25 protein-coding genes and 2 tRNA genes are annotated in these 25,640 nt (G+C 56.9%); 4 read left to right on the forward strand and 23 right to left on the reverse strand.

All coding sequences use genetic code 11. The features are described from left to right. Positions 1-8 precede the first annotated feature (8 nt). The 10 genes from nusA to rlmE form a co-directional block, all read right to left on the reverse strand. Positions 9-1,511, reverse strand: a complete 1,503-nt coding sequence (nusA, locus tag ACE1BR_RS19415; protein WP_005338808.1) for a transcription termination factor NusA — start codon at positions 1,509-1,511, stop codon at positions 9-11. A 14-nt stretch (positions 1,512-1,525) separates the two neighbouring features. Beyond that, complete coding sequence (rimP, locus tag ACE1BR_RS19420) at positions 1,526-1,984, reverse strand: ribosome maturation factor RimP (protein WP_042060102.1); 459 nt, start codon at positions 1,982-1,984, stop codon at positions 1,526-1,528. Positions 1,985-2,150: 166 nt separating this feature from the next. After that, positions 2,151-2,227: transfer RNA gene (locus tag ACE1BR_RS19425), tRNA-Met, on the reverse strand. Positions 2,228-2,319: 92 nt separating this feature from the next. Continuing rightward, positions 2,320-2,404, reverse strand: a tRNA-Leu gene (locus ACE1BR_RS19430). A 9-nt stretch (positions 2,405-2,413) separates the two neighbouring features. Further along, complete coding sequence (gene secG, locus ACE1BR_RS19435; RefSeq protein ID WP_374873169.1) at positions 2,414-2,740, reverse strand: preprotein translocase subunit SecG; 327 nt, start codon at positions 2,738-2,740, stop codon at positions 2,414-2,416. After that, positions 2,741-3,505 (reverse strand): triose-phosphate isomerase, encoded by a 765-nt coding sequence (tpiA, locus tag ACE1BR_RS19440; protein WP_374873171.1) that lies wholly within the window; start codon positions 3,503-3,505, stop codon positions 2,741-2,743. A gap of 131 nt (positions 3,506-3,636) precedes the next feature. Next, positions 3,637-4,971: a phosphoglucosamine mutase gene (gene glmM / locus ACE1BR_RS19445; protein WP_374873173.1), complete on the reverse strand. Its 1,335-nt coding sequence runs from the start codon at positions 4,969-4,971 to the stop codon at positions 3,637-3,639. A 15-nt stretch (positions 4,972-4,986) separates the two neighbouring features. Continuing rightward, positions 4,987-5,832, reverse strand: coding sequence for a dihydropteroate synthase (gene folP / locus ACE1BR_RS19450; RefSeq protein ID WP_374873175.1), 846 nt, complete (start codon positions 5,830-5,832; stop codon positions 4,987-4,989). Between the two features lie 59 nt (positions 5,833-5,891). Then, positions 5,892-7,838 carry an ATP-dependent zinc metalloprotease FtsH gene (gene ftsH / locus ACE1BR_RS19455; RefSeq protein WP_374873177.1) on the reverse strand — a complete coding sequence of 649 codons (1,947 nt, stop codon included), beginning with the start codon at positions 7,836-7,838 and terminating at the stop codon, positions 5,892-5,894. Between the two features lie 45 nt (positions 7,839-7,883). Then, positions 7,884-8,513 carry a 23S rRNA (uridine(2552)-2'-O)-methyltransferase RlmE gene (rlmE, locus tag ACE1BR_RS19460; RefSeq protein WP_204484039.1) on the reverse strand — a complete coding sequence of 210 codons (630 nt, stop codon included), beginning with the start codon at positions 8,511-8,513 and terminating at the stop codon, positions 7,884-7,886. Positions 8,514-8,610: 97 nt separating this feature from the next. Here rlmE and yhbY point away from each other — a divergent pair, with 97 nt between their 5' ends. Continuing rightward, the gene (gene yhbY, locus ACE1BR_RS19465; RefSeq protein ID WP_005338829.1) at positions 8,611-8,907 is read left to right on the forward strand and encodes a ribosome assembly RNA-binding protein YhbY; all 297 of its coding nucleotides are present in this window, start codon (positions 8,611-8,613) and stop codon (positions 8,905-8,907) included. A gap of 690 nt (positions 8,908-9,597) precedes the next feature. Here yhbY and greA read toward each other — a convergent pair. From greA to pomA, 3 genes are all read right to left on the reverse strand, one after another. Beyond that, complete coding sequence (greA, locus tag ACE1BR_RS19470; RefSeq protein ID WP_374873179.1) at positions 9,598-10,074, reverse strand: transcription elongation factor GreA; 477 nt, start codon at positions 10,072-10,074, stop codon at positions 9,598-9,600. Positions 10,075-10,227: 153 nt separating this feature from the next. Next, positions 10,228-11,124: a flagellar motor protein MotB gene (locus ACE1BR_RS19475; protein ID WP_374873181.1), complete on the reverse strand. Its 897-nt coding sequence runs from the start codon at positions 11,122-11,124 to the stop codon at positions 10,228-10,230. A gap of 8 nt (positions 11,125-11,132) precedes the next feature. Further along, complete coding sequence (pomA, locus tag ACE1BR_RS19480) at positions 11,133-11,891, reverse strand: flagellar motor protein PomA (RefSeq protein WP_374873183.1); 759 nt, start codon at positions 11,889-11,891, stop codon at positions 11,133-11,135. A 211-nt stretch (positions 11,892-12,102) separates the two neighbouring features. Here pomA and xseB point away from each other — a divergent pair, with 211 nt between their 5' ends. The 3 genes from xseB to dxs are packed head-to-tail and all read left to right on the forward strand — an operon-like array spanning position 12,103 to position 15,135. Beyond that, positions 12,103-12,354: an exodeoxyribonuclease VII small subunit gene (gene xseB / locus ACE1BR_RS19485; RefSeq protein ID WP_374873185.1), complete on the forward strand. Its 252-nt coding sequence runs from the start codon at positions 12,103-12,105 to the stop codon at positions 12,352-12,354. Then, positions 12,355-13,245 carry a (2E,6E)-farnesyl diphosphate synthase gene (ispA, locus tag ACE1BR_RS19490; protein ID WP_374873187.1) on the forward strand — a complete coding sequence of 297 codons (891 nt, stop codon included), beginning with the start codon at positions 12,355-12,357 and terminating at the stop codon, positions 13,243-13,245. It abuts the gene before it with no gap. A 21-nt stretch (positions 13,246-13,266) separates the two neighbouring features. Then, entirely contained in the window at positions 13,267-15,135 is a 1,869-nt protein-coding gene (gene dxs / locus ACE1BR_RS19495) for a 1-deoxy-D-xylulose-5-phosphate synthase (RefSeq protein ID WP_374873189.1), read from the forward strand. Positions 15,136-15,209: 74 nt separating this feature from the next. Here the strand turns inward: dxs and ACE1BR_RS19500 are convergent, their stop codons facing one another. From ACE1BR_RS19500 to ACE1BR_RS19545, 10 genes are all read right to left on the reverse strand, one after another. After that, positions 15,210-16,151, reverse strand: coding sequence for an ABC transporter permease (locus ACE1BR_RS19500; protein WP_005358470.1), 942 nt, complete (start codon positions 16,149-16,151; stop codon positions 15,210-15,212). Between the two features lie 4 nt (positions 16,152-16,155). Next, positions 16,156-17,130: an ABC transporter permease gene (locus ACE1BR_RS19505; RefSeq protein WP_374873192.1), complete on the reverse strand. Its 975-nt coding sequence runs from the start codon at positions 17,128-17,130 to the stop codon at positions 16,156-16,158. Positions 17,131-17,229: 99 nt separating this feature from the next. Beyond that, positions 17,230-18,786 carry an ABC transporter substrate-binding protein gene (locus ACE1BR_RS19510; protein ID WP_374873194.1) on the reverse strand — a complete coding sequence of 519 codons (1,557 nt, stop codon included), beginning with the start codon at positions 18,784-18,786 and terminating at the stop codon, positions 17,230-17,232. Positions 18,787-18,856: 70 nt separating this feature from the next. Next, a complete protein-coding gene (locus ACE1BR_RS19515) occupies positions 18,857-20,581 on the reverse strand; it encodes a dipeptide ABC transporter ATP-binding protein (RefSeq protein ID WP_374873196.1) in 1,725 nt (574 codons plus the stop codon). 486 nt (positions 20,582-21,067) lie between these two features. After that, a complete protein-coding gene (locus ACE1BR_RS19520) occupies positions 21,068-21,562 on the reverse strand; it encodes a phosphatidylglycerophosphatase A (protein WP_374873198.1) in 495 nt (164 codons plus the stop codon). Further along, entirely contained in the window at positions 21,559-22,518 is a 960-nt protein-coding gene (thiL, locus tag ACE1BR_RS19525) for a thiamine-phosphate kinase (protein WP_374873200.1), read from the reverse strand. The genes ACE1BR_RS19520 and thiL overlap by 4 nt, the downstream gene beginning before the upstream one ends. A gap of 57 nt (positions 22,519-22,575) precedes the next feature. Next, on the reverse strand, positions 22,576-22,989 hold the full coding sequence (gene nusB / locus ACE1BR_RS19530; RefSeq protein WP_374873202.1) for a transcription antitermination factor NusB: 414 nt from the start codon (positions 22,987-22,989) through the stop codon (positions 22,576-22,578). A 14-nt stretch (positions 22,990-23,003) separates the two neighbouring features. Continuing rightward, positions 23,004-23,474, reverse strand: a complete 471-nt coding sequence (ribE, locus tag ACE1BR_RS19535; protein ID WP_374873204.1) for a 6,7-dimethyl-8-ribityllumazine synthase — start codon at positions 23,472-23,474, stop codon at positions 23,004-23,006. A gap of 236 nt (positions 23,475-23,710) precedes the next feature. Further along, on the reverse strand, positions 23,711-24,820 hold the full coding sequence (gene ribBA / locus ACE1BR_RS19540; RefSeq protein ID WP_374873206.1) for a bifunctional 3,4-dihydroxy-2-butanone-4-phosphate synthase/GTP cyclohydrolase II: 1,110 nt from the start codon (positions 24,818-24,820) through the stop codon (positions 23,711-23,713). A gap of 136 nt (positions 24,821-24,956) precedes the next feature. Then, complete coding sequence (locus tag ACE1BR_RS19545; RefSeq protein WP_374873208.1) at positions 24,957-25,610, reverse strand: riboflavin synthase; 654 nt, start codon at positions 25,608-25,610, stop codon at positions 24,957-24,959. Between the last annotated feature and the right edge of the window lie 30 nt (positions 25,611-25,640).

The following is a 25,640-nucleotide window of genomic DNA, read 5'->3' on the forward strand; positions in this document are numbered from 1 at the left end:
GTTTGATCTTACTCGGACTGCTCTTCTCCGAACCAACAGATATTGCGAGCAGCCATAATGAGCTCACCAGCCTTCTCGGCGGTCAACCCTTCAATATCAGCAAGGTCATCGATACCTTGCTCAGCCAAATCTTCCAGGGTGCCCACGCCACGGCCCGCCAGAGCGTATGCCAGTTCGCGGCTCAGACCGTTCAGATTGAGCAACTCTTCGGACGGCTCGACGCCATCGAAAGACTCTTCTTTGGCCAGTGCCTTGGTGGTCAGGGCATCTTTGGCGCGCTTGCGCAGCTCTTCGACCATGTCTTCATCCAGACCGTCGATAGCCAGCAGCTCGTTGACCGGAACAAAGGCGATCTCTTCCAGAGTAGAGAAGCCCTCTTCCATCAGCAGACCGGCGAAATCGTCGTCGATGTCCAGGGTGCTGGTGAACAGGTTCATGATGCGGTCGTTTTCGGCCTGGTGCTTGGCACGCATGTCCTCAACGGTCATCACGTTCAGCTCCCAACCGGTCAGCTGGGAAGCCAGACGCACGTTCTGACCATTGCGACCGATGGCCTGAGCCAGGTTGGCAGCTTCCACGGCGATATCCATGGTGTGGTTGTCTTCATCAACGATGATGGAGGCCACATCGGCAGGCGCCATGGCATTGATCACGTACTGGGCCGGGTTGTCATCGTACAGCACGATGTCGGCACGCTCACCGCTCAGCTCGGCGGAGACAGCTTGCACACGGGCACCACGCATACCGATACAGGCACCGATCGGGTCGATACGACGATCGTTGGTCTTCACCGCGATCTTGGCGCGGGAACCCGGATCACGGGCTGCGCCCATGATTTCGATCATCTCTTCGCCGATTTCCGGTACTTCGATACGGAACAGCTCTTTCAGGAAGTCCGGGCTGGATCGGCTGACGAACAGCTGGGAACCACGGGCTTCCGGACGTACTGCGTAGAGCAGGCCACGGACGCGGTCGCCCGGGCGGAAAGTTTCACGCGGCAGCATGTCATCACGGAAGATCACGGCTTCAGCATTGCTGCCCAGATCCAGGATAACGTTGTCGCGGTTGCTCTTCTTGACCACACCACTGATGATGGTGCCTTCTTTATCTTTAAACTGATCAACTACCTGTGAACGCTCGGCTTCGCGCACTTTCTGCACAATAACCTGCTTGGCGGTCTGGGTAGTGATACGGTCGAAGGTCACAGAGTCGATCTGGTCTTCAACATACTCACCAATCTGGATTTCCGGCTGATCAATCTGAGCCGCTTCCAGGGTGATTTCAGCATAGGGGTTTTCCATCGCGGCTTGATCCGCAATGACTACCCAGCGGCGATAGGTGTCGTAGTCACCGGTCTTGCGATCGATTTCAACCCGAACTTCAATCTCGCCTTCATATTTTTTCTTGGTCGCAGTCGCCAGCGCGGTTTCCAGAGCCTGGAAGATCTTCTCGCGGGGTACCGCTTTCTCGTTGGATACTGCGTCAACGACCAGCAAAATCTCTTTATTCATATCCGATAGCCTCGTTAACCAAAGTTCGGCACTATGTTCGCTTTTTGGATATTGGTGAAAGCCAACACGTCGTCCTTACCATCTACTGTCAGGGTGATCATGTCGCCTTGCACAGCTTTGATTACGCCTTTGAACTTGCGGCGGTTGTTTGTTGCCATCCGAAGCGTTACCGCCGCCTCTTGGCCAACGTATTTTTCGAAATGGGCAACCTTGAACAGGGGACGATCCATGCCGGGGGAGGATACCTCGAGGTAGTACTCCTCGGTGATGGGATCTTCGACGTCCATGATGGCGCCAACCTGATGGCTGACCTCAGCACAGTTCTCGACAGTCACACCCTGCTCGCCATCGATATAGACACGCAAGGTGGAGTGTTTACCCGCACGGATAAACTCAATACCCCAAAGTTCAAAACCCAAGGCAACGACCGGAGCCTCGAGCAGATCGGTCAAACGTTGTTCCAACGTAGCCAAAGTCACCCTCCGAAAAACAAAAAAAGGGCATAAAGCCCAGATAGAGATCGATTCAGAGTAAATTGCACATAACAAAAAGCCCCGATGTCAAATCGGGGCTTGGCGCTTTACCCTGATTGTCGCCTCGCAGCGACCGCCTTCCTGAGCGTAGGAAATGCGTGAAATTTGGTTGCGGGGGCCGGATTTGAACCGACGACCTTCGGGTTATGAGCCCGACGAGCTACCATGCTGCTCCACCCCGCGTCCGAAATCGTGCGAGATTATAGCCACATCACTCTCTCGATACAAGACTGACTGGCTATAATACACCCGGTTACCCGAGCTCACTGCTTAATTGGTGCCGTGGGCGGGACTCGAACCCGCACACCCTAGAGCACTACCCCCTCAAGATAGCGTGTCTACCAATTCCACCACCACGGCAAAACTCACTTACTGGGGAACGTCAGTATCTTTGTTAACTGGCGCTTTGCTCTGCTCAACCTGTTGGGTTTGTTGCAGATTTTCCCACTCACTACCCTGTTTGACCTTGTTGCTGGACATAGAGCCAAGCACCAAGCTGATTACAAAAAACAGAGTAGCCAAAATCGCTGTTGTTCGGGTCAGGAAACTACCTGAACCACTGGAGCCGAATACTGTGTTCGATGCCCCTGCGCCGAAGGAGGCGCCCATATCAGCCCCTTTACCTTGCTGAATCATCACCAGACCAATCAGAGCCAGTGAAACCAGCAGATAAACGACTAAAAGAATCTCGTACATTTAACTTGCACCCTTTGCCGCTTCAACAATTCCTAAAAACGCATCGCTATCGAGACTTGCTCTGCCAATCAGTCCGCCATCAATGTCAGGCTGGGCAAACAAATCTCTTGCATTGGCTGGCGTTACGCTCCCACCATAGATGATTCTAACTTTCTCACCTATTACCGGAGTATCCTCCGCCAAGCGACCACGTATAAAGGAATGAACCTCTTGTGCCTGCTCGGGTGTGGCGCATTTACCTGTACCTACAGCCCAAATCGGCTCGTAGGCGATGATAGCATTATCGAAAGCCATCGCGCCATTTTTCTCTATGACGATATCCAGCTCTTCAGCGATCACCTCGAAGGCTCTTCTCGCCTGCCTTGCCGCTCCTGATTCACCTAAACAGAGGATGGGAATCAAGCCTGCCGCTCTGGCAGCCGCAAACTTCTCTGCGACGATATAACTGGTCTCACCAAAGAGACGCCTGCGCTCGGAGTGCCCTACCAATACGTAACGACACCCTGCCTCAACCAGCATCTGACACGAGATTTCTCCTGTGTAAGCGCCAGTGTCGTGCTGACTCACACTCTGAGCCCCCAACTTTATTACTTTCTGCTCATCGAGCAGTGAAGCGGTAAAGTCGAGATGCACATGGGAAGGACAGAGAACCACATCTACTTTTCCGTCAACACCATTCAGGCACTGACTCGTAAACTGCTCTAACTGCGACCTAACACCGTGTAACTTCCAGTTGGCGGCTACAAACGGCTTGCGATGTCCCATCGGCAACTCCCTTGCGAAAGCGGGGCTGATAATATCCAGAGGATGCTCAGCTGACAAGTGCTATTTTTAAATTTTTGAATCGTTTGAACAAGATACAACCAAGGCGACTAAAAATCCGCCTTGGTTGTTCATTAAAACGCCGATTCAACCTGCTCGGCAATACGCTGAGCCATATCACGCACCTGTTGTTCATGCTCGCCTTCGACCATGACCCGGATCAGCGGTTCGGTACCGGATTTACGCAACAGAACGCGGCCACGACCAGCCAACTCCTGCTCCACCTTGGCAACCTCATCCATGACGGTATCAGCAGCCAGCGGATCCTTGCCTTCGGCAAAGCGAACATTCACCAGCACCTGCGGGAACTTGCTCATGCCGGAGCGCAGTTTGGCCAGCGGCATCTCGGCACTGCGCATGGCGGTGAGCACCTGCAAGGCGGCCACGATGCCATCCCCCGTAGTAGTCTGATCCAGGCAGATAATGTGGCCGGAATTCTCGCCACCGATACGCCAGCCCTTCTCTTCCATCATCTCCAGCACATAGCGGTCACCCACCTTGGCACGGGCAAACGGAATGCCCAGAGTTTGCAGCGCCAGTTCCAAACCCATGTTGGCCATCAGCGTACCGACAACGCCGCCCTTGAGACGGCCATTGCGCAAGGCATCGCGCGCGATGATATAGAGGATCTCGTCACCGTCGATGAGATAGCCCGTGTGATCCACCATGATCAGGCGATCGCCGTCACCGTCGAATGCCACGCCGAGATCAGCCTTGCACTCCCGCACCTTGGCAACCAGCGCCTCAGGGGCAGTCGAACCGACACCATCGTTGATATTGAGGCCATCAGGGGTGCAGCCCATGGTGATCACTTCAGCGCCCAGTTCGCGGAAAACCGATGGCGCGATGTGATAGGTTGCCCCGTGACCGCAATCGACCACCATCTTCAACCCTTCAAGATTCATATTGGAGGGGAAGGTACTCTTGCAAAATTCGATATAACGGCCAGCGGCATCATCGATACGCACAGCCTTACCAAGCTCAGCCGACTCGACACACTTGAGTTCATGATCCAGCTCAGCCTCAATAGCCAGCTCGACTTCATCGGGCAGTTTGGTGCCATCGGCGGAGAAAAATTTGATACCGTTGTCATAGAAAGGGTTATGGGATGCGCTGATAACGATGCCAGCTTCCGCACGGAAGGTGCGAGTCAGGTAGGCAACGGCCGGGGTCGGCATCGGGCCCATCAAAATGGCCTTGAGGCCAGCGGCGGAGAGACCAGCCTCCAAGGCCGACTCCAGCATATAGCCAGAGATGCGGGTATCTTTACCAATCAGCACCTTTTTGGTGCCCTTCTTGGAGAGCACCTTGCCCGCGGCCCAGCCCAGCTTCATCACAAAATCAGGAGTAATGGGATATTCGCCGACTTTACCGCGCACACCATCGGTGCCGAAATACTTTCTTGCCATTGTCTGTTCTCTTTATTATCTGGAAATAAAATCTTGTCCCGTCATTGCCTGCCAGCCGACCCGCAGCGTATCCATGGTTTCCCGAACATCGTGAACCCGGATGACCCGTGCACCATGTTGCATACCGATAAGGGCGCATGCCAAGCTACCAGCCAGACGCTCGCCAACCGGACGAGCCAGCAGGTTGCCTATCATAGACTTTCGCGACATCCCGACCAATAGCGGCAAGCCATAATCAAGAAGTTCCTTTTGAGCCGCAAGCAACTGATAGTTGTGTGCCAATGTTTTGCCAAAACCGTATCCCGGATCCAGCAACAGAGATTCACGCTCGATCCCGGCCGCCAGACAAGCAGCAATGCGCTCATCAAAAAAGGCGCGCACCTCCCCGAGCAGATCGTCATAGTGGGGCTCGACCTGCATGGTTCTCGGCTGCCCCTGCATGTGCATCAGACAAACAGGAACAGCAGCCTCGGCAGCTGCCTGCAACGCTCCTGGCTCTTGCAACGCCCGCACATCGTTGATCAGATGGGCCCCCGCCTGGCAACCCTCTCTCATCACCACAGCCTTGGAGGTATCGAGAGAGATCATGACATCCAGCTCGCGAACTATCTGCTCCACGACAGGGATGACCCTGTCCAGCTCCTCTTGCTCGCCCACATCAGGCGCACCGGGGCGAGTCGACTCGCCACCGATGTCGATGAGGGTCGCGCCATCAGAGACCATCTGCCGCGCATGGGCCATCGCCCGTTCAAACTGATTGAAATTGCCGCCATCGGAGAAGGAATCGGGCGTCACATTGAGGATCCCCATCACATGGGGACGGTCGAGGGAGAGGCTAAGCCCCTTGCTGGTTAACTGCATGTTCACGTCCATCTGATAAAGAAAAACCCCGGGCAAGCCCGGGGTTTGGAGAGTCACGATTACTTGGCCGGGACGTCGTTGGCTTTGTCGACAGTGACATCCGCCACCGGTACGGCCTCATCGGCCGGCTTAGCCTCGGCAGCCACGGTAGAACCACCTTGCGGGGTATCACCGTGTTCGTCATGCCAGTTGCTGGGAGCACGCACCTCGCGACGCGCCATCAGATCATCGATCTGTTTGGCGTCGATGGTCTCATACTTCATAAGCGCATCTTTCATGGTGTGCAGCACGTCCATGTTATCCAGCAAGATCTGCTTGGAACGGGCGTAGTTGCGGTCGATGACCTGCTTGACCTCGGCATCGATAACGCGAGCGGTATCATCGGACATATGCTTGGCCTTGGCCATGCTGCGACCGAGGAACACCTCGCCATCTTCTTCCGCGTAAAGCATTGGGCCGAGACGCTCGGACATACCCCACTGGGTCACCATCTTGCGTGCAATATCAGTAGCTCGCTCGATATCGTTAGATGCGCCAGTTGATACCTTCTCTGCGCCATAGATCAGCTCTTCTGCCAGACGACCGCCATACAGGCTGGAGATCATTGACTCCAGATGCTGCTTGGAGTGGCTCCAGCGGTCCTGCTCCGGCAGATACATGGTCACACCCAGCGCACGACCGCGCGGAATGATGGATACCTTGTACACCGGGTCATGATCCGGAACCAGACGACCAATGATGGCGTGGCCAGCTTCATGATACGCAGTCATCTCTTTCTCGGACTCTTTCATCACCATGGAGCGACGTTCCGCACCCATCATGATCTTGTCCTTGGCCTTCTCGAACTCGGCCATGGAGACCACTCGACGGCTCTCACGGGCAGAGAAGAGGGCTGCCTCGTTGACCAAGTTGGCCAAATCCGCACCGGAGAAACCGGGAGTACCACGGGCAATCAACGCTGGATTGACGTCATCGGCCAATGGAACTTTGCGCATGTGCACTTTCAGGATCTGTTCGCGACCACGGACATCCGGCAAACCGACCACAACCTGACGGTCGAAACGGCCCGGTCGCAGCAAGGCTGGATCCAGTACGTCAGGACGGTTGGTTGCAGCGATAACAATGATGCCTTCGTTACCTTCAAAACCATCCATCTCGACCAACATCTGGTTAAGAGTCTGCTCACGCTCGTCGTGACCACCACCCAGACCGGCGCCACGCTGACGACCGACCGCATCAATTTCATCGATGAAGATGATGCAGGGAGAGGACTTCTTGGCCTGTTCGAACATGTCACGCACCCGGGAAGCACCGACACCGACGAACATCTCCACGAAATCGGAACCTGAGATGGTAAAGAACGGCACCTTGGCTTCACCAGCAATAGCCTTGGCCAGCAGGGTTTTACCGGTACCGGGAGGACCAACCAGCAGCACACCGGTCGGGATCTTGCCACCCAGTTTCTGGAATTTGCTCGGGTCGCGCAGATAGTCGACCAGCTCTTTCACCTCTTCCTTGGCTTCATCGCAACCTGCAACGTCAGCAAAGGTGGTCTTGATCTGATCTTCGCTCATCAGGCGAGCCTTGCTCTTGCCAAACGACATGGCACCTTTGCCACCGCCGCCCTGCATCTGACGCATGAAGAAGACCCAGACACCGATCAGCAGCAGCATCGGGAACCAGGAGATGAAGATAGAGGTCAACAGAGACGGCTCTTCCGGCTTCTCGCCCATCACTTTAACGTTGTGATTGAGCATGTCGTTGAGCAGCTGGGGATCCGGCGCCGGGATGATGGTGGTGAATCGTTCACCAGTACGCTTGACGCCATTAATGACCTTACCGTCCATCCGCACTTCACGGATCTGCTCTTGGGTCACCTCTTTAACGAAGCTGGAATAGTCCAGCTGGCGACTGGTGGTATCGCTGGGGCTGAAGCTATTAAACACCGACATCAAAACGACGGCGATGACCAGCCACAGGATTAAGTTTTTCGCCATGTCACTCAAATCAGTAACCTCGCAGACTGACAGTTAACGATGAAGGTTAGGGTACTACAGTTTAAAACCGGTAGCCACAATGTAGACTTCCCGTGAACGAGCGCGGGATGAGTCTGGTTTACGAATTTTGACAGCTGAGAAAAGTTGACGAATTTCATTGAGATAGGCATCAAACCCCTCTCCCTGAAACACCTTCACCACGAAACTGCCGTCACTGCGCAATACCTGATTGCACATGTCCAGCGCCAGCTCGACCAGATACATGGCGCGAGCCTGATCCACCTGCTGGGTACCGCTCATGTTTGGCGCCATATCAGACATCACCACATCGACCTTGTCGGGACCCACTCGCTCCAGCAACGCGCCGAGTACAGTTTCCTCCCTAAAGTCCCCTTGCAGGAAATCGACACCAGCAATGGGATCCATCGGCAAAATGTCACATGCGATGACGCGACCCGAATCACCAACCTGTTCAACCGCGAACTGGGACCAACCACCGGGGGCTGCCCCCAAATCCACTACGGTCATGCCATGTTTCAGCAAGCGATCCTTGCCCTGGATCTCGTCAATCTTGAAAACAGCACGAGAACGCAGACCCATTTTCTGGGCTTTTTTGACGTATTGATCGTCGAAATGTTCTTTTAACCAGCGAGTTGAACTGGGGGAACGTTTTTTCTGGGTCATGATAATCGACTTTAAAAAACCACAAGGGTTATTAGTATTAAGGGCTAAGTGGGGGTAGAATACGCCCCTTTCAACCCTGACTTATGAAGAAATTGCGATGATTCTCAACAATAAACAGAAACAGTACCTCAAGGGCCTTGCCCACAGCCTCAAGCCTGTCGTCCTGCTGGGTCAGCATGGTCTGACCGAAGGCGTACTGGCCGAGATCGATCTGGCACTGAACCATCACGAGCTGATCAAGGTTAAGGTTGCCTCTGAAGATCGCGAAATGAAACAACTGGTTATGGATGCTATCGTCCGTGAAACCGGTTCAATCAAGGTGCAAAGCATGGGTCATGTGCTGACCATTTATCGTCAAGCCAACGAACCCAAAATCCAGCTGCCCCGCAAGTAAAAGGAAAGAGCATCGCTCTTTCCTTATTCCACTTCTTCCCGAGTCGCTGCCAAGGTAGTCGCAGAGCCCTTAACCTGCGATGAATACTTTCGGACACGCACTATGGCTCACCATCAAATCTGACCGACGATGAGCTGACCATGCTGCGGGACTTGGGGAACCATCAGGACACCCACGTTCTGAGCGGTCATCTCGATGCCCGCTTCACAGGACAGCCGTTACGCTTTCCCCGCACCTTCGCGCAGCTCAAAGAGAAGACAGCGTCCTTGAACCACGCCTATCGACTCCGATAATCAATGAGCTAGGTTTCGCCCAGCCTAACGCCTGGCGACTCAGCCAGGCGGCGCCACTGCGCACCGACCGCAACCATTATCAGGTGATCACCCCTCCCTCTACGGCCTTATCGTAGAAAACATGCCTCTCTGCATGGTGGCGGATACATTGAACAACGGTGAGATCGGCATCGCAGAAGAAGGGACCCTACCGCATAGAGGCGACAAATAAGACCCATAAGGTACCACGCACCAGTGCAACATGGGCAATTCGCTTCAAGATAAGCAAAAACAACATTGAGCATCTGCGCCACTGGCGGTTGCCGTGCCATCAGGACGCTTTTACCCAAGGTTATCAAACCGGGTAAAGAGAAACAGGGGAGCACCGGCTCCCCTGTTTCATCAAACACGCCTGCGCTCAGATATAAGCGACTTCCAGCACTTCATACTCGACATCACCGGCAGGCGTCTTGACGATGGCCACATCGTCCACTTCCTTGCCAATCAAGGCGCGGGCAATCGGTGAGTTGACGGAGATAAGGTTCTGTTTGATGTCAGCCTCATCATCGCCCACGATGCGGTAGACCACCTCTTCCTCTGTCTCGCTCTTGAGCAAGGTGACGGTCGCACCAAAAATGATACGGCCATTGTTGGTCATCTTGGTGACATCGATCACCTGAGCATTGGAGAGCTTGGCTTCAATCTCTTGAATGCGCCCTTCACAGAACCCCTGCTGCTCACGAGCGGCATGGTATTCGGCATTTTCCTTCAGATCACCGTGCTCACGGGCATCGGCAATCGCTTCGATAATCTGGGGACGAAGCTCGGTCTTGAGATAGTCGAGCTCTTCGCGCAGCTTCTCAGCACCGCGAACAGTCATCGGAGTATGATTCATAGTCGAAACCTGGGTTGCTTGAAAATAGAGACTGCGGCTATCAGCAAGGAGGCCGCAGCAATCGGTTCGGATGGGGCATCTTAATATGAAGCCAACACAAAATCCACGCCAGCCCCCTGATGCAGATCTCGCTTTATCACTCGACCTGACAAATTATTCCTTCCTTTCCGGCGCCGAGATGGGCGCTGATACCGCAGGTTTGCCTTGCATGATGGAGATCTCTACCCGCCGATTCATTCGGCGATTTTCCGGCGTAGTGTTGGGCATCAATGGCTGGGAATCCGCCATGCCCTGCACCACCAGTCGCCCCTGATCAAAACCGGGTTCCTTTATCATCTGGTGAGCTACCGCTACCGCCCGCTGGGATGACAACTCCCAGTTGGACTGGAATAGCTCATCTTCGGTCGCCACGTTGTCAGTGTGGCCGGAAATGGTGATTTCACCCGGCACATCCTTGAGCAGGGCTGCCACTTTGCGAATGACCGGCCAGAACTGGGGTTGTAGAAAGGCAGATCCAGCCGGAAATGATGCTTTTTCCCTGATCCGGATAATAATCTGCTGGCCTAGCGCCTCGATCTCGATCGCCCCATCCTGAATCTGTTCTTTCATCTGCTCCGCTAGCTTTTTGGCCAGCTCATTGGATTGCAGCTGAGCCTTGTGCGAATCCTGCGCAGTATCGCCGCCAGTCTGCTTGCCATCGGTTTTGTCCTGCCCACCCGCTTGGTCAGACTCGCCAGGCAAAAACTCCAGCTCGGTCTGGGTCATGTCAACGGTCTGCTGCATGATGGTGTCGATCGGGGTCGGTTCTGGACGACCAGGCCGAAACTCCTGAGCGATCACCGAAGTACCCTTGGGAATATCTTTCACCTCGAGAATATTCTGCACCCCGAACGCCTTCTCCATGGAACCCGCGATCTGCTTGAATTTCTGCACATCCATCTCGGCAAAAGAGAGCAGCAGCACGAAGAAGCACATGAGCAGCGACATCAGGTCGGCGAAAGTCCCCATGTAGCCAGGCAACCCTGGTGGCGGACACTTGCAATCAGACATACGTCTCCCTACTCAGCACCATTGCTACGTTTGGACTGGTTCAGATAGTTTTGCAACATGGACTGAACCACCCGCGGGTTCTGGCCATCCTGGATACTCATGATGGCGTCCAGCACCAAGCAGCGGCTCAGCCGCTCCTCACCACTGCGCAGCTCCAACTTGTCGGCAATGGGGATGGCGATCATGTTGGCCTCGATAGCACCATACAGCGTAGTGAGCAATGCCACCGCCATGGCCGGGCCGATGGACTTGGGATCACTCATATTGGCCAGCATGGCCACCAAACCAACCAGCGTACCTATCATTCCCATGGCAGGCCCCAGATCCCCCAGGGAGCGAAACACCTTGATGGCGATAACATGCCGTTCAGCCGTCAGCTCGATATCCTTTTCCAATACGCCGCGAATGACATCGGCATCATGGCCGTCCACCAACATGTCGATCCCCTTTTTCATGAAGGCATTGGGCACTTCGGCCGCCTCCAGAGCCAAAAAGCCCCCCTTGCGCGCCGCGTCAGCCAACTCGACCGCCTTGGTAATGAGATCTTCCAGCTTGTCGCCCTTGTACACAAAGGCTTTACCGGCCACCTTGAACGCCATCAGGAACTGACCAAGGTTGAACTTCATCATGGCAATAAAGATGGAGCCGAGAATGGTGATATAGACGGAGGGCATATCTACATACATGCTCATGGGGCCACCCAGCAACATGCCGTACACCACGACCCCGAAGCCCAGCACTATCCCTATCAGACTACCTAGATCCACACTCCTACTCCTGTCACCTGTGCCGATATGACTATTATACACTGTTGAATTTTCTGCTATTGCGGCCCCAGCGGCAAGTTTCTATCCGAAGGCTAGGCCAGTTCATTATCGACCGATTTGTCGAGAGTTTGAGGCTCTGGCGTTTTCAGCCTCCCCCCGGTGGGCGGTCGATGTTAATATAAGCCGTTTTTTTCAATCCCCGAGGATGGACATGGCCAGTAAAAAAATCGACCGTCTGAGTTTTGATGCCACTCTGGAAGAGCTGGAAACCATCGTTCATCAGCTGGAGCAAGGTTCCCTCCCGCTGGAAGAAGCGCTCAAGCAGTTCGAGCAAGGAGTCCATCTGGTGCGTGCCGGCCAGCAGAAGCTGGAGCAGGCAGAGCAGAAGATCCAAATCCTGCTCAGCAAAGCCGATGGCAGCGAACAGCTTGCCCCCTTCCAGCCAGAACAAGGAGAAGAGTGAGTGGCGCTGGACCATTTTTCCCGTCTGCATCGTCAGCGTATTGACGACTGTCTGTCAGCACAACTTGAATCCTTGCCGGCCATGGCACCGCGCCTGCGCGATGCCATGAAATATGGCCTGCTGCTGGGCGGCAAGCGGGTACGCCCTTTTCTGGTCTACGCCGTGGGCGAGATGCTGGGGGTAAAGAGCGAACTGCTGGATGGCCCGGCCGCCGCAGTGGAGTGCATCCATGCCTACTCCCTGCTGCACGACGATCTGCCCGCCATGGATGACGACGATTTGCGTCGCGGCCAGCCGACCGTCCACAAGGCGTTCGATGAAGGCACCGCTATTTTGGCTGGCGATGCCCTGCAAACGCTGGCGTTCTCCATTTTGGCCGACCATCCCATGCCCGCTACGCTACTGAGCAACCGGGTGCGAATGCTGAGCACCCTCGCCCGCGCCTCGGGTTATCTGGGCATGTGCGGTGGTCAAGCGCTGGATCTGCAAGCGGAAGGGCGCCAGATCTCGCTCGCCGAGCTGGAGCAGGTGCACCGTCACAAGACGGGAGCCCTTATCGAATGCGCCGTCATCCTCGGCGCTCTGTGCCAAGAAAATGTGGACGAAGCGACCCTGAGTGCGCTGCAAGCGTATGCTTCCGCCATCGGTCTCGCCTTTCAGGTGCAGGATGACATCCTCGACATCACCGGCGATACCGCCACCCTGGGCAAACCGCAAGGGTCGGATCTGGCGCTGGAGAAGAGTACCTACCCGGCGCTGCTCGGACTCGAAAACGCCCGTGAGCTGGCTCGCGAACTGCACGGTAAAGCCTTAACAGCCCTGCAATCCTTGCCCTACAATACCGACATTCTGGAAGCGTTTGCCGATTACATCATCGAGCGAACCCACTAAACGCTGGATAACAGTAACAATATGAGCGTTGATATTAGCAATTTCCCCAACCTGGCCCTTGCGGACACCCCGATAGAGCTGCGTTCCCTGCCCAAAGAGCGGCTGCCGGTGCTGTGCAACGAGCTGCGCGAATATCTGCTGCGCTCCGTCAGCCGCTCCAGCGGACACTTTGCCTCCGGGCTCGGCACGGTCGAACTGACCGTGGCCCTGCACTACGTCTACAACACCCCGTTCGATCGGCTGATCTGGGATGTGGGCCATCAGGCCTATCCCCACAAGATCCTGACCGGACGCCGTGATCAGATCCATACCATCCGTCAGAAAGATGGTCTGCACCCCTTCCCCTGGCGCGGCGAGAGCGAGTACGACGTACTGAGCGTCGGCCATTCCAGCACCTCCATCGGTGCGGCACTCGGCATGGCGGTCGCCGCCGAGAGCGAAGGGCTGGGTCGCAAGGTGGTGGCGGTGATTGGTGACGGTGCTATTACCGCAGGCATGGCCTTTGAAGCACTCAACCACGCTGGTGATGTTCACAAAGACATGCTGGTGATCCTCAACGATAACGAGATGTCCATCTCTGAAAACGTCGGCGCGCTCAACAACCATCTGGCCCGGGTCATGTCCGGCAAGCTCTACACCACCATCCGCGAAGGCGGCAAGAAGGTGCTGGCAGGGCTGCCACCGGTCAAGGAGCTGGCCAAGCGGGCCGAAGAGCACCTCAAGGGGATGGTGGTGCCCGGCACCCTGTTCGAGGAGTTCGGCTTCAACTACATCGGCCCCATCGACGGTCATGACATCGAAGCGCTGGTCGAGACCCTGCGCAACATGCGCAATCTCAAGGGCCCGCAGTTGCTGCACGTCAAGACCAAGAAGGGCAAGGGCTACGAGCCTGCGGAGAAAGACCCCATCGGTTATCACGCCGTGCCCAAGTTCAATCCGGACGAGTGCGCACTGCCCAAGGCGAGCGGGGCCAAGCCCACCTTCTCGTCCATTTTCGGCCAGTGGCTGTGCGATATGGCAGCGAAAGACGAGAAGCTGGTCGGTATCACCCCCGCCATGCGTGAAGGCTCCGGGCTGGTGAAATTCAGCCAGCAATATCCGGATCGCTACTTCGACGTGGCCATTGCCGAGCAGCACGCAGTTACCTTTGCTGCTGGTCTCGCCATCGCCGACAAGAAGCCGGTGGTTGCCATCTATTCGAGCTTCCTGCAACGTGCCTACGATCAGGTGATCCACGATGTGGCGCTGCAAAATCTGCCGGTGCTGTTCGCCATCGACCGGGCCGGTCTGGTAGGCGCCGATGGCCCTACCCATCAGGGGGCATTCGACATCAGCTTCCTGCGCACCGTGCCCAACATGGTGGTGATGACGCCATCTGACGAGAACGAATGCCGCCAGATGCTCTATACCGGCTATCGCCATCAGGGTCCCGCCGCGGTGCGCTACCCCCGTGGCAGCAGCCTGAGCGATGCCCCCATCTCGTTAGAGATGCAGGCGCTGGAGCTTGGTAAGGGACGCATTATTCGAGAGGGCAAGGGCACCGCCATTCTGGCGTTTGGCACTCTGCTGCAACACGCCAAAGCTGCGGCCGAAGCGCTCGATGCCACCTTGGTGGACATGCGCTTCGTCAAGCCGATGGATGAGGCACTGGTGCTGTCGCTGGCGGCCAGCCACGATCACTTCGTCACTATCGAAGACAACGCCATCATGGGCGGCGCCGGTTCAGCGGTGAACGAGCTGCTGATGCGCAATAAACAGTGCAAGCCAGTGCTCAACCTCGGCCTGCCGGATCGCTTCGTGGAACAGGGCACCCAGCAGGAGATCTATGCCCTGCTCGGTCTGGACAGTGCAGGTATCCAGCGCAGCATCGAAAGCTGGTTACAAGCCTGATAACGCTTAAAGCTATCAAACAAAAGAAGGGCGCCACATTGGCGCCCTTTTTATTTTTGCGTTTCTGGCCCGAATTACCCTTTGTAGATCTTCGGGTTAAACACATCCCGCAGCCAGTCACCGAGCAGGTTGATGACTAGCACCAGCACCACCAGACAGATACCCGGGAAGGCGGTGATCCACCAGGAGCCGGAGAAGATGTAGTTGAAACCGACGCTGATAAGCGATCCCAGTGACGGCTGGTCTACCGGCATCCCCAGACCAAGGAAGGAGAGTGCCGCCTCGCTCATGATGGCGTTGGCCACCTGCACGGTGGAGATAACCAGGATCGGCGATAGGCAGTTGGGCAGAATATGGCGGAACATGATGCGCGGGGCACGGAACCCCATAACCTTGGCAGCTTCCACATACTCCTTCTTCTTCTCCGCCAGCACAGAGGCGCGCACGGTACGGGCGTACTGCGGCCACTCGGCGATACCGATGATCACCACCAGCATCATGATGGCGAACTTCGAGTAGAACTCGGAGCCAAAGGTTGCCTGAAAAATGGCAGAGATGATGATCGCCACCATCATGGTGGAGAACGACAGCTGCACGTCGGCAAAGCGCATCAGCAAGTTGTCGATGCGACCACCGAAGTAACCGGCAATCAGACCGATGACGATGCCGAGCACCAGTTGCAGCGCCACCGCAAACAGACCGATGGTGAGGGAGATACGGGCGCCATAAAGGATGGTGCTCCAGATATCCCGCCCCTGGTTGTCGGTACCGAGCCAGAAGCGCTCCTCGCCGCCATCCAGCCAGGAAGGAGGCAACTCGGCATCCATCAGGTCAAAGCTGGTCTGGTCATAGACGTTGTGCGGTGCCAGCCAGGGCGCCAACAGCGCCGCCAGCACAAACACCACGAACACCGCAAAGCTGAACATGGCTACCTTGTCCCGCAGGAAGTAGTAGACGATGTCGGAGTTCTTGAAACGTGCCCAACGGCTTGGGCTTGCAGTTACAGCATTAGTCATGCGCTTACCCCTTGGCGGTCAGGTTAACGGTCGGGTTGATCAACCCGTAGAGCAGGTCGACCAAGGTATTGGTCACCACGAAGATCAGACCCACGAAGATGACGTAGGCGGTGATCAGCGGGGTATCGACCCGGTGGATCGCCTCAAGGAACAGGAAGCCGGTTCCCGGCCACTGGAACACGCTCTCGGTCAGGATGGTGTAGGCCACCATGGTGCCGATCTGCACCCCGCCGACGGTAATGACCGGCAGCATGGTGTTTTTGAGGGCGTGCTGGTAGTAGACCTTGTTGTTGTCCAGCCCCTTGGCGCGGGCAAACTTGACGTACTCGGAGGAGAGCTGCTCCAGCATCTCGGAGCGTACCAGCCGGATAAACAGTGGCAGCATGATGGAGGAGAGCGACACCGCGGGCAGGATCAGGTGCTTGATGCCGTCCCAGGTGAAGAAGCCCGACTGCCAGCCCAGCAGATTACGGGTCTCGCCGCGGCCATAAGCCGGCAGCCAACCCAGCTGGATGGAGAAGAGGTACATCAGCATGATAGCGGTCAGGAACACCGGGATCGAGATGCCGATACTGCTCCCCGCCATGATGATCTTGGTGGGAATGCTGCGCGGCCGGATCGCCGAGTAGACGCCAAGCGGAATGGAGACCACGACGATGATCAGAGCTGCGGCAAAGACCAGCTCAAGGGTCGCTACCAGCTTGTCGAGGATCACCTCAAGAGCCGGTCGCTTGAAAAAGTAGGAAGTACCCAGATCCCCGTGCACCGCATTTTTCAAAAAGCGGCTGTATTTGACGAGGAAGGGATCGTTGAGGCCCATCTTCTCGCGCAACTCGTGGCGCTGGGCTTCGGAGACGGATTGTCCCACCAGCTCGCGCAACGGGTCACCCAGGTTGTCCTGGATGGAGAAGGCGACCAGGCTGATGACGAACATCACTATCACGGCCTGATAGAACCGTTTCAGCAGGAATGTAAACATGCTTGTCCTTCTACGTGGCCTGTGTCGTGGCACAGGCTTCTGTTAGCAGGCGGAGTGGCCAGCTGACCACCCCGCCCCGTCCTTCCTTGCGACGTTCTCTTACTTGCTGACCACCAGGTCACCCAGGTAAGGGAAGTTCATCACGTTGACGATCGGCTTGATATCGACGTTCTTCTTGGCACCATAGGCCAGATCTTCCCAGTGCAACGGCACGTAGGCAGCATCTTCGATCACCATGGCTTCCACCTTCTTCAGCATCTCGGCACGCTTGGCCGGATCGGTCTCGGCGTTGGCCTGCTCGATCAGCTTGTCAGCCTCGGCGTTGGCATAGCCGGCGCAGTTGTACTGACCCATACCGGTTTTGGCATCCTTGGTGAAGGTCAGGAACTCGAAGAGGTTCGCGGTATCTTCGGTGTCGGAGTGCCAGCCAATCATCTGCATGTCGGCAGCGCACTTGTCAAACTCCGGCCAGTACTGGGCCACCGGCATGGTCTTCAGATCCACCTTGATATTGATCTTGGCCAGCATGGCTGAGACCGCCTGAGCAATCTTGACGTCGTTGACATAACGGGCAGCCGGGGCGATGAAGGTCATCTTGAAGCCCTTCTCCTGACCGGCTTCCTTCATCAGTGCCTTGGCCTTGGCCAGATCATACTGGGGCACCAGCGCCTCGTTGTAGCCAGCATACCCTTTCGGGCTCAACTGACCGGCAGGGGTACCGAAACCCTTGTTGATCTTCTCGACGATACCCACCTGGTTGATGGCGTAGTTGATCGCCTGACGCACCCGCTTGTCTTTCAACGCCGGGTTGGTGTTCTGGTTCAGCTCGATGATGATGACACGGGTACCGGACAGGGTGACCAGCTGGGAATCCTTGCCATTCTTCACCCGCTCCAGATCGTTTGGCGCCACCGGGTAGATCATGTCCACGTCGCCACCCAGCAGGGCTGCAACACGGGTCGCATCTTCCTTGATCGGCACCACGGTCAGGTTGTCGACGTTACCCTTGGAGGCCTTGTCCCAGTAGTTGGGGTTGCGGGCATAATCGAGCTTCACGCCCTGCTCGCGGAACTTGACGATGAACGGGCCGGTACCGGAAACATGGGTAGAGGCGTAGGAGTCACCATTCTTGACGATCTCGCCTTTGTCTTTGCCCGCATCGGTCTTGCCGGTATAGAACTTGGAGTCCATCGGGAAGATATAGGTGACGGTCTGCAGGATCAGCGGGAACGGCTTGGCAGTGATCAGATCGACGGTGTAGTCATCGACCTTCTTCACTTCAACGATGGGCTCGAAAATCGCCTTGAAATCGACGGAGGATTTCAGGCGGTTGACGGTCCACACCACGTCGTCGGCGGTGAAGTCGTTGCCGGAGTGGAACTTGACCCCTTTGCGCAGGTGGAAGCGGACAGTCTTGTCATCGACACGTTCAAACTTCTCGGCCAAACGGGGCTCAAACTGCAGGTCCTGGGTGTAACGCATCAGGGGATCGAATACCAGGTGCGACATCTCCAGAGTCTGACCGGAGAGCTGCTCCTGCGGATCCAGCGAAGTGGCATCAGAAGCGACGCCCACCTTGATATCAGCGGCTGACACGCTGAAAGCGAAACCGGCGGCAAACAGCGCCAGTGCAATCTTGGACAATCCTTTCTTCATCTTGTTCTCCATGCTTTTGGCTTTCTTATGACACTTTTTTTGACAAGCAGGCCGGTGAACCGGCGCTCTCCTAGCTTGCGATTTCCAGCCCCTCGCGGGACATTCCCTTGAACTCCGGCATGAGGGAGATCAGCTTGCGGCTGTACTCATGCTCGGCATTGGTAAAGAGTTTCTCGGTCTCGGCCACCTCCACCAGATTGCCGTGCTGCATCACCCCGATGCGGTCGCACATCTGACGAATGACCGGCAGGTCGTGGCTGATAAACAGCATGGTGAGCTTGAGCTCCTGCTGCAGATCCTTGAGCAGGTTGAGGATCTGGGCCTGTACCGAGACATCCAGCGCCGAGGTGGGCTCGTCGCAGATAAGGAAGCGGGGGCGCGTCGCCAGAGCACGGGCAATGGAGATGCGCTGGCGCTGGCCGCCGGAGAACTCGTGGGGATACTTGACCCCGGCACCACGGCCAAGGCCGACATGATCCAGCAGATCGCCGACAATCCCCTCGATCTGGCTCTCGCTGCTCGCCAGTTTATGGAAACGGATCGGCTCGGCGATGATGTCGCGCACCTTCATCCGCGGGTTCATCGACGAATAGGGGTTCTGGAACACCATCTGCATCTGGCGACGCAGGGGGCGGCGCTCGCGCTCACTATGCAGGGCGGTCAGATCGATCCCCTCGAAGACAATCTTGCCGGTATCAGGCGGATAGAGACCGGTGATGGCGCGCGCGATAGTCGATTTGCCGGAGCCCGACTCCCCCACCAGACCGAAGGTCTCCCCTTCGAAGATCTCGAAGCTGATGTTGTTGCAGGCGCGCACATACTGGCGGCGGCTCGGGAAGATGGAGTCCTTGGTGACAAACTTCAGATCGACGTTCTCCACTCGCAGCAGTGCCCCTTCATAGGCACGCTCATCCTGGCTCTGGCCGAGCCAGTGGGTCTTGAGGTCGATATTGGTATCGGCTGCACTGGCATCCTCGATATAGGAGACCAGCGGGAAGCGCACCAGCTTCACATCGGAACGGGGCACCGCCGAGATGAGGCTGCGGGTATAAGGATGATTGGGCGACCCCAGCACCTGCTCGGTGCGGCCAAACTCCACCAGATCGCCGCGATACATCACCGCCACCTTGTCGGCCACGTTGGAGACCACCCCCATGTCGTGGGTCACCAACATGCAGCCCACCTGACGCTCTTTGCAGAGGTTGCGGATGAGCTGGAGGATCTGGTCTTGAATGGAGACGTCGAGCGCCGTGGTCGGCTCGTCGGCGATGATCAACTCCGGATCACACGACAGGGCGATGGCAATGACCACCCGCTGACGCATGCCACCGGAGAACTGGTGTGGATACTGCTTGATGCGCAGCTCCGGCTGCGGAATACCCACCGCCCCCATCAGCTCCAGCGCCTTGGCAAAGGCCGCCTCGCGGGAAAGCTTGGTATTGGCCAGAATGGTCTCAACCAGTTGATGTTCAACGGTGAACAGCGGGTTGAGAGAGGTCATCGGATCCTGAAAGATGAACCCGATACGGGAGCCACGGATGGCGCGCATCTCGTTCTGGCTCTTGCCGGAGATGAGCTCGCCATTGAGATAGATATCGCCACGGGCAATGTGCCCGGGGGGACTGAGCAGATCGATGACAGCGTTGCCGATGGTGGACTTGCCGGCGCCGGATTCCCCGACCACACCAACAATCTCACCCTTTTCGATCGAGAAAGAGAGATCCTTCACTGCGGCCAGCACCCCGTAGCGGGAGGGATACTCGATCCGCAAGTTCTTCACTTCGAGCAAGGACATGTTTACCTCTGCGGGGGACATCCGTCCCAAATAATTCGTCCATAAATCGGCCGCAGATGCCGGTGCTACCAAGGGCAATGAATGCGCAATCCATGTAGCAGTTAAACCAGCGATCCGGGCGGGTTTTTTGCATTTTTTTGGAATAACCCGCGAGTAAATTAGACGGTTTGGCCACGGGTGTAAATGATTGAGTTATACAATTCCGCAATGTTTTGCGCAGATAACCATCAATTTAATAGCGACAAATGATGACTTTCATCACAAAAACGGCCAGTACGTCCACTCACCTATTGGTATCATTACTTTAGTTTCAACAAAAGTGCAACAAGCAGCATTTATCACTATTCTCTATCCGCGGTAAGGCCCCGAATGAGTAGTGAATATTTATGTGAAATAGATGATAAACGGCAGCATATGCCGATGAATGAAAATTAGGCAGATATAAATCGGGGAGTGCTGTAACAGTCACTCCCCGGGAGAGGGCACTTAACCGAGCCAGACGGCCAGTAATTGCATACAAAAGAGAGCGAACAGACCGGCGATCAGATCGTCCAGCATGATGCCGAGGCCGCCGTGGATCCGGCGATCAAACCATGAGATGGGCCAGGGCTTGAGCACATCAAAAAACCGGAACAGCACAAAACCAGCCAGCACCCACTCCCAACCGGCCGGGGCCGCGATCATGGTCACGCCGAAACCAATCACCTCGTCCCAGACAATGGCGCCGTGATCCGGCATGCCGATGGCGTCGGTGGCACTCTGGCAGATGCGGATCCCCACCGCGAACCCCACCACCAACAGGGCGATAAACCACGGCATAGGCAAACCGCTCACCAGCAGGTAGAGCGGGATGGCGGCGATCGTCCCCATGGTGCCCGGCGCTTTGGGGGAGAGACCGGAGCCAAAACCCACCGCCAGAAAGTGGAGTGGATTCTTCAGATCCAGTCGTTTCAGCTCGGGCTTTATTCTGAACAAACTCATGCGAAGTGATCCCACCCTTTCAGTTGCAACTCGACCGGCTGTTCGCCGCGCAGATAGTCGATGCCCGGCTCACCGGCCAGGATCCGCCCGATGCGGGTGAACTTGACCCCGCTGTGAGCCAGCGCAGTATCGAGCGCACCGTGATGCTCCTGCGGTACGGTAAAGCAGAGCTCGTAGTCATCGCCACCGGCCAGCGCCAGCTGCCACGCCTCTTGCTCGCTCACCGCATCCTGCAGCACCGGCGAGAGCGGCAGCAGATCGAGATCGATCTGGGCCCGCACGCCGGACGCCTTGAGGATATGGCCGAGATCCGACGCCAACCCATCGGAGAGATCCAGCGCACTGCCGGCCAGCCCGCGCAGCGCCTGACCGGCCAGAATGCGGGGATGGGGATGGTCGAGGCGCGGCAGCACGGCCGCCAGCTGGTTCTCGTTGAGGGTGCGTTTGCCCAGCAGGTGGGAAAGCGCCAGTGCGGCATCCCCCAGGGTGCCGGTGACATAGATGCCATCACCTGCCTTGGCGCCGCTGCGCAGCAAGGCGCGACCGGCAGGCACCGAACCCTTGACCGATACCGTGATGGAGAGCGGCCCGCGGGTCATGTCCCCGCCTACCAGCGCCACGTTGTAGTACTCGGCAAGCTCCAGAAACCCCTCGGCAAAACCGGCGACCCAACTCTCGTTGATGGCGGGCAAGGTCAGCGCCAGCGAGACCCAGCGCGGCTCGGCGCCCATGGCAGCGAGGTCGGAGAGATTGACCGCCAGCGCCTTGTAGCCAAGATCAACCGGATCCATGTCGGGGAAGAAGTGCACGCCGCTGACCAGGGTATCCGTGCTCACCGCCAGCTGGGTGTCGGGGGGCAGGGTCAGCAGGGCGCAGTCGTCTCCAGGGCCCATCACCACGTCCTTGCGGGCGTGGGGGACCTTGAAGTACTTATCAATCAGCTCGAATTCACCCATACAGTAAAAAGCCAGCGATAAGCTGGCTCCTCTATTAGATGCTGACGGACAGCAGGATCAACGCTTGTTCAGCGACTTGATCACCTTGTCCAGTACACCGTTGACAAACTTGTGGCTGTCATCGGCAGCAAAGGCTTTGGCCAGCTCGATCGCTTCGTTGATCACCACGCGCGGCGGTACATCATCACGACGGGTCAGCTCATAGGTCGCCAGACGCAGGATCGCCTTGTCCACCATGTCCACTTCTTCCAGCGGACGGGAGAGGTAAGGTGCAAACACCTTGTCCAGCTCGCTGCAGTGAAGGGCAACCCCGAACAGCAGATCGCGGAAATAGTTCAGGTCTACACCCTTGGTGTCCTGATCGATCTTGAACTGCTCTTCGATGTCACCCACGTTAGCCTTGGTCATCTGCCACTGGTAGATGGCCTGGGTGGCGCAATGGCGGGCTTTACGGCGCTCAGACGGTTTCAATGCATTTCTCCTCGTTACACGTCCAGTTCTTTCAGGACGTTGATCATTTCGAGCGCTGCCAGTGCAGCCTCTGCACCCTTGTTACCCGCCTTGGTACCTGCACGCTCGATGGCTTGTTCAATGTTTTCTGTGGTCAGCACGCCGAAGGAGACCGGAATTTCATATTCCATCATCACCTGGGCCATGCCCTTGCTGTTCTCGTTCGCCACCAGATCGAAGTGGTAGGTGCCGCCACGGATGACAGTACCGACCGCCACGATGGCGTCGTATTGACCACTCTTGGCCAGCTTCTTGATGACCAATGGCATTTCAATCGCGCCCGGCACTTTTACCAGTGTCAGGTTGCTGTCCTGCACTTGACCTTGACGCTTCAGTACGTCCACCGCACCGTTCACCAGACTGTCGTTGATGAAGCTGTTGAAACGGGCAACAACAATAGCAACGCGCGCCTCAGGAGCGGCGATATTTCCTTCGATAACCTTCATTGGAAATCCTGTATCTGTGCAATCAAAAGGGCCGGAGTCAAAAGTGCGCACATTCTAGCACAACAGACCCACGACAAAAACCATGGCCGCAACCCGCGGCCATGATCGCCATGTAATCATTTCGGCAAGCTTGCTCGCCGATATATTCCACCCCCGTCAGCAGGTAATCAGCGCTGGCGGGGATGCGTTCATTTCAGCACGCTAGGCAGCAGCCACCTGGCCACTACCAAGCCTGCTTATTCACCAATATATTCAACCACTTCCAGCCCGAAACCGCCGAGCGCGTGGTACTTCTTCGGCGAGCTCAGCAGGCGCATCTTGCTCACCCCAAGGGCCTTGAGGATCTGGGAGCCGACGCCAACCCGGCGCGAGGTGCCCTGCCACTTGGCCCCTTCCGGTGCCAGCCCCTTGTCGGCGGCTTCAAAGCCCTTGACCCGGGCCAGCAGCTCCTCGCCATGGGATTCAGTATCCAGGATCACCAGCACCCCGCCCTCGTCGGCAATGCGGGCCATGGACTTGGGCAACGGCCAGCTGCGAGCGGCGTGACGGTCGGTCAACAGCAGATCGCTCAGCACATCGTGCAGATGGACCCGCACCAGAGTCGGCTGGTCGGCCTTCACTTCCCCCTTCTTCAGGGCGAAGTGAACCTGATTGTCGATGGTGTCACGGAAGGTGATGAGGTCAAATTCGCCAAACTCGGTGGGCAACTTGCACTCGGCCACTTTCTCGACCGTGGTCTCGTGCTGGTTGCGGTATTCGATAAGGTCGGCGATGGTGCCAAGCTTGATGCCATGCTGCTCGGCGAAGATCTCGAGATCAGGACGGCGCGCCATGGTGCCATCTTCGTTGAGGATCTCGACGATGACAGAGGCCGCCTCATAACCGGCCAGCCGGGCCAGATCGCAACCCGCTTCGGTGTGACCGGCACGGGTCAGCACGCCGCCATCCTGCGCCATCAGCGGGAAGATGTGGCCCGGCTGCACCAGATCGGCCGCCTTGGCATTGGGTGCCACCGCTGCCTGCACGGTCACCGCGCGATCGGCAGCGGAGATACCGGTAGTCACCCCTTCCGCCGCTTCGATAGTCACGGTAAAGGCGGTGGAGAACTGGGCGTTGTTGCGATCCACCATCAGCGGCAGCGCCAGCTGTTTGCAGCGATCCCGGGTCAACGTCAGGCAGATGAGGCCACGGCCATAGCGGGCCATGAAGTTGATATCCTCAGGACGGACACAGGAGGCGGCCATGATGAGGTCCCCTTCGTTCTCCCTGTCTTCGTCATCCATCAGGATCACCATCTTGCCCGCCTTGATATCGGCAATGATTTCCTGGGTTGTGCTCAGCGCCATGGGCTACTCCATCAGTGTGCTTGGGAATCGAGCCCGCAGGCTCAACGCAAATGCGAGTGTATGTTGCTCTAGATTGGGGCGAGTGGCCCCATTTCAATCCGAGCAAGATCACAGAAAATCGAATTGGTGACCCGATTTAGAGAAAACCGGCCTTGGCCAGCGTCTCCATGGTCAGGGTGGAGGCGCTGCTCTCCTGACTCTTGCCCATCATCAGCCGCTCCAGATAGCGAGCAATCTGATCGACCTCGAGGTTCACCTTGTGACCCGGTTTCCAGCTGGCGATGGTGGTCTCCTGCGCGGTGTGGGGCACGATAGTCAGGCGGAACAGATCCCCCTGCACGGCGTTGACGGTGAGGCTGATGCCATCCACCGCAATCGACCCCTTCTCGGCGATGTAGCGGGAGAGCTCGCCCGGCGCCTTGATCCAGTACTCGATGGCACGGCCGCTGCTGGAGACGCTTTTCACCTCCCCTACCCCGTCCACGTGGCCAGAGACCAGATGACCGCCGAGGCGGGAGGTGGGCATCAGCGCCTTCTCGAGGTTGACCCGATCGCCCACTCTGGCGGCGGCAAAGCCGGTGCGCGACAGGGTTTCCAGCGACACATCAACGGTATAGCTCTTGTCACCCAGCGCAATCACCGTCAGGCAGACGCCGTTGGTAGCAATAGAGTCGCCCAGCTTGACGTCGCTAAAATCCAGGCTCGGAGCGTGCACGGTAAGGGCCATATCCTCACCCTGACGGCGCAGCTCGGCCAGGGTTCCCACCGCTTCGATAATTCCGGTAAACATGCAGATCACCTTGCTGATGACGGGGGCAGG

Origin of the sequence: Aeromonas sp. MdU4 (assembly GCF_041929505.1) — a bacterium.
In the GTDB taxonomy this organism is placed as follows: domain Bacteria; phylum Pseudomonadota; class Gammaproteobacteria; order Enterobacterales; family Aeromonadaceae; genus Aeromonas.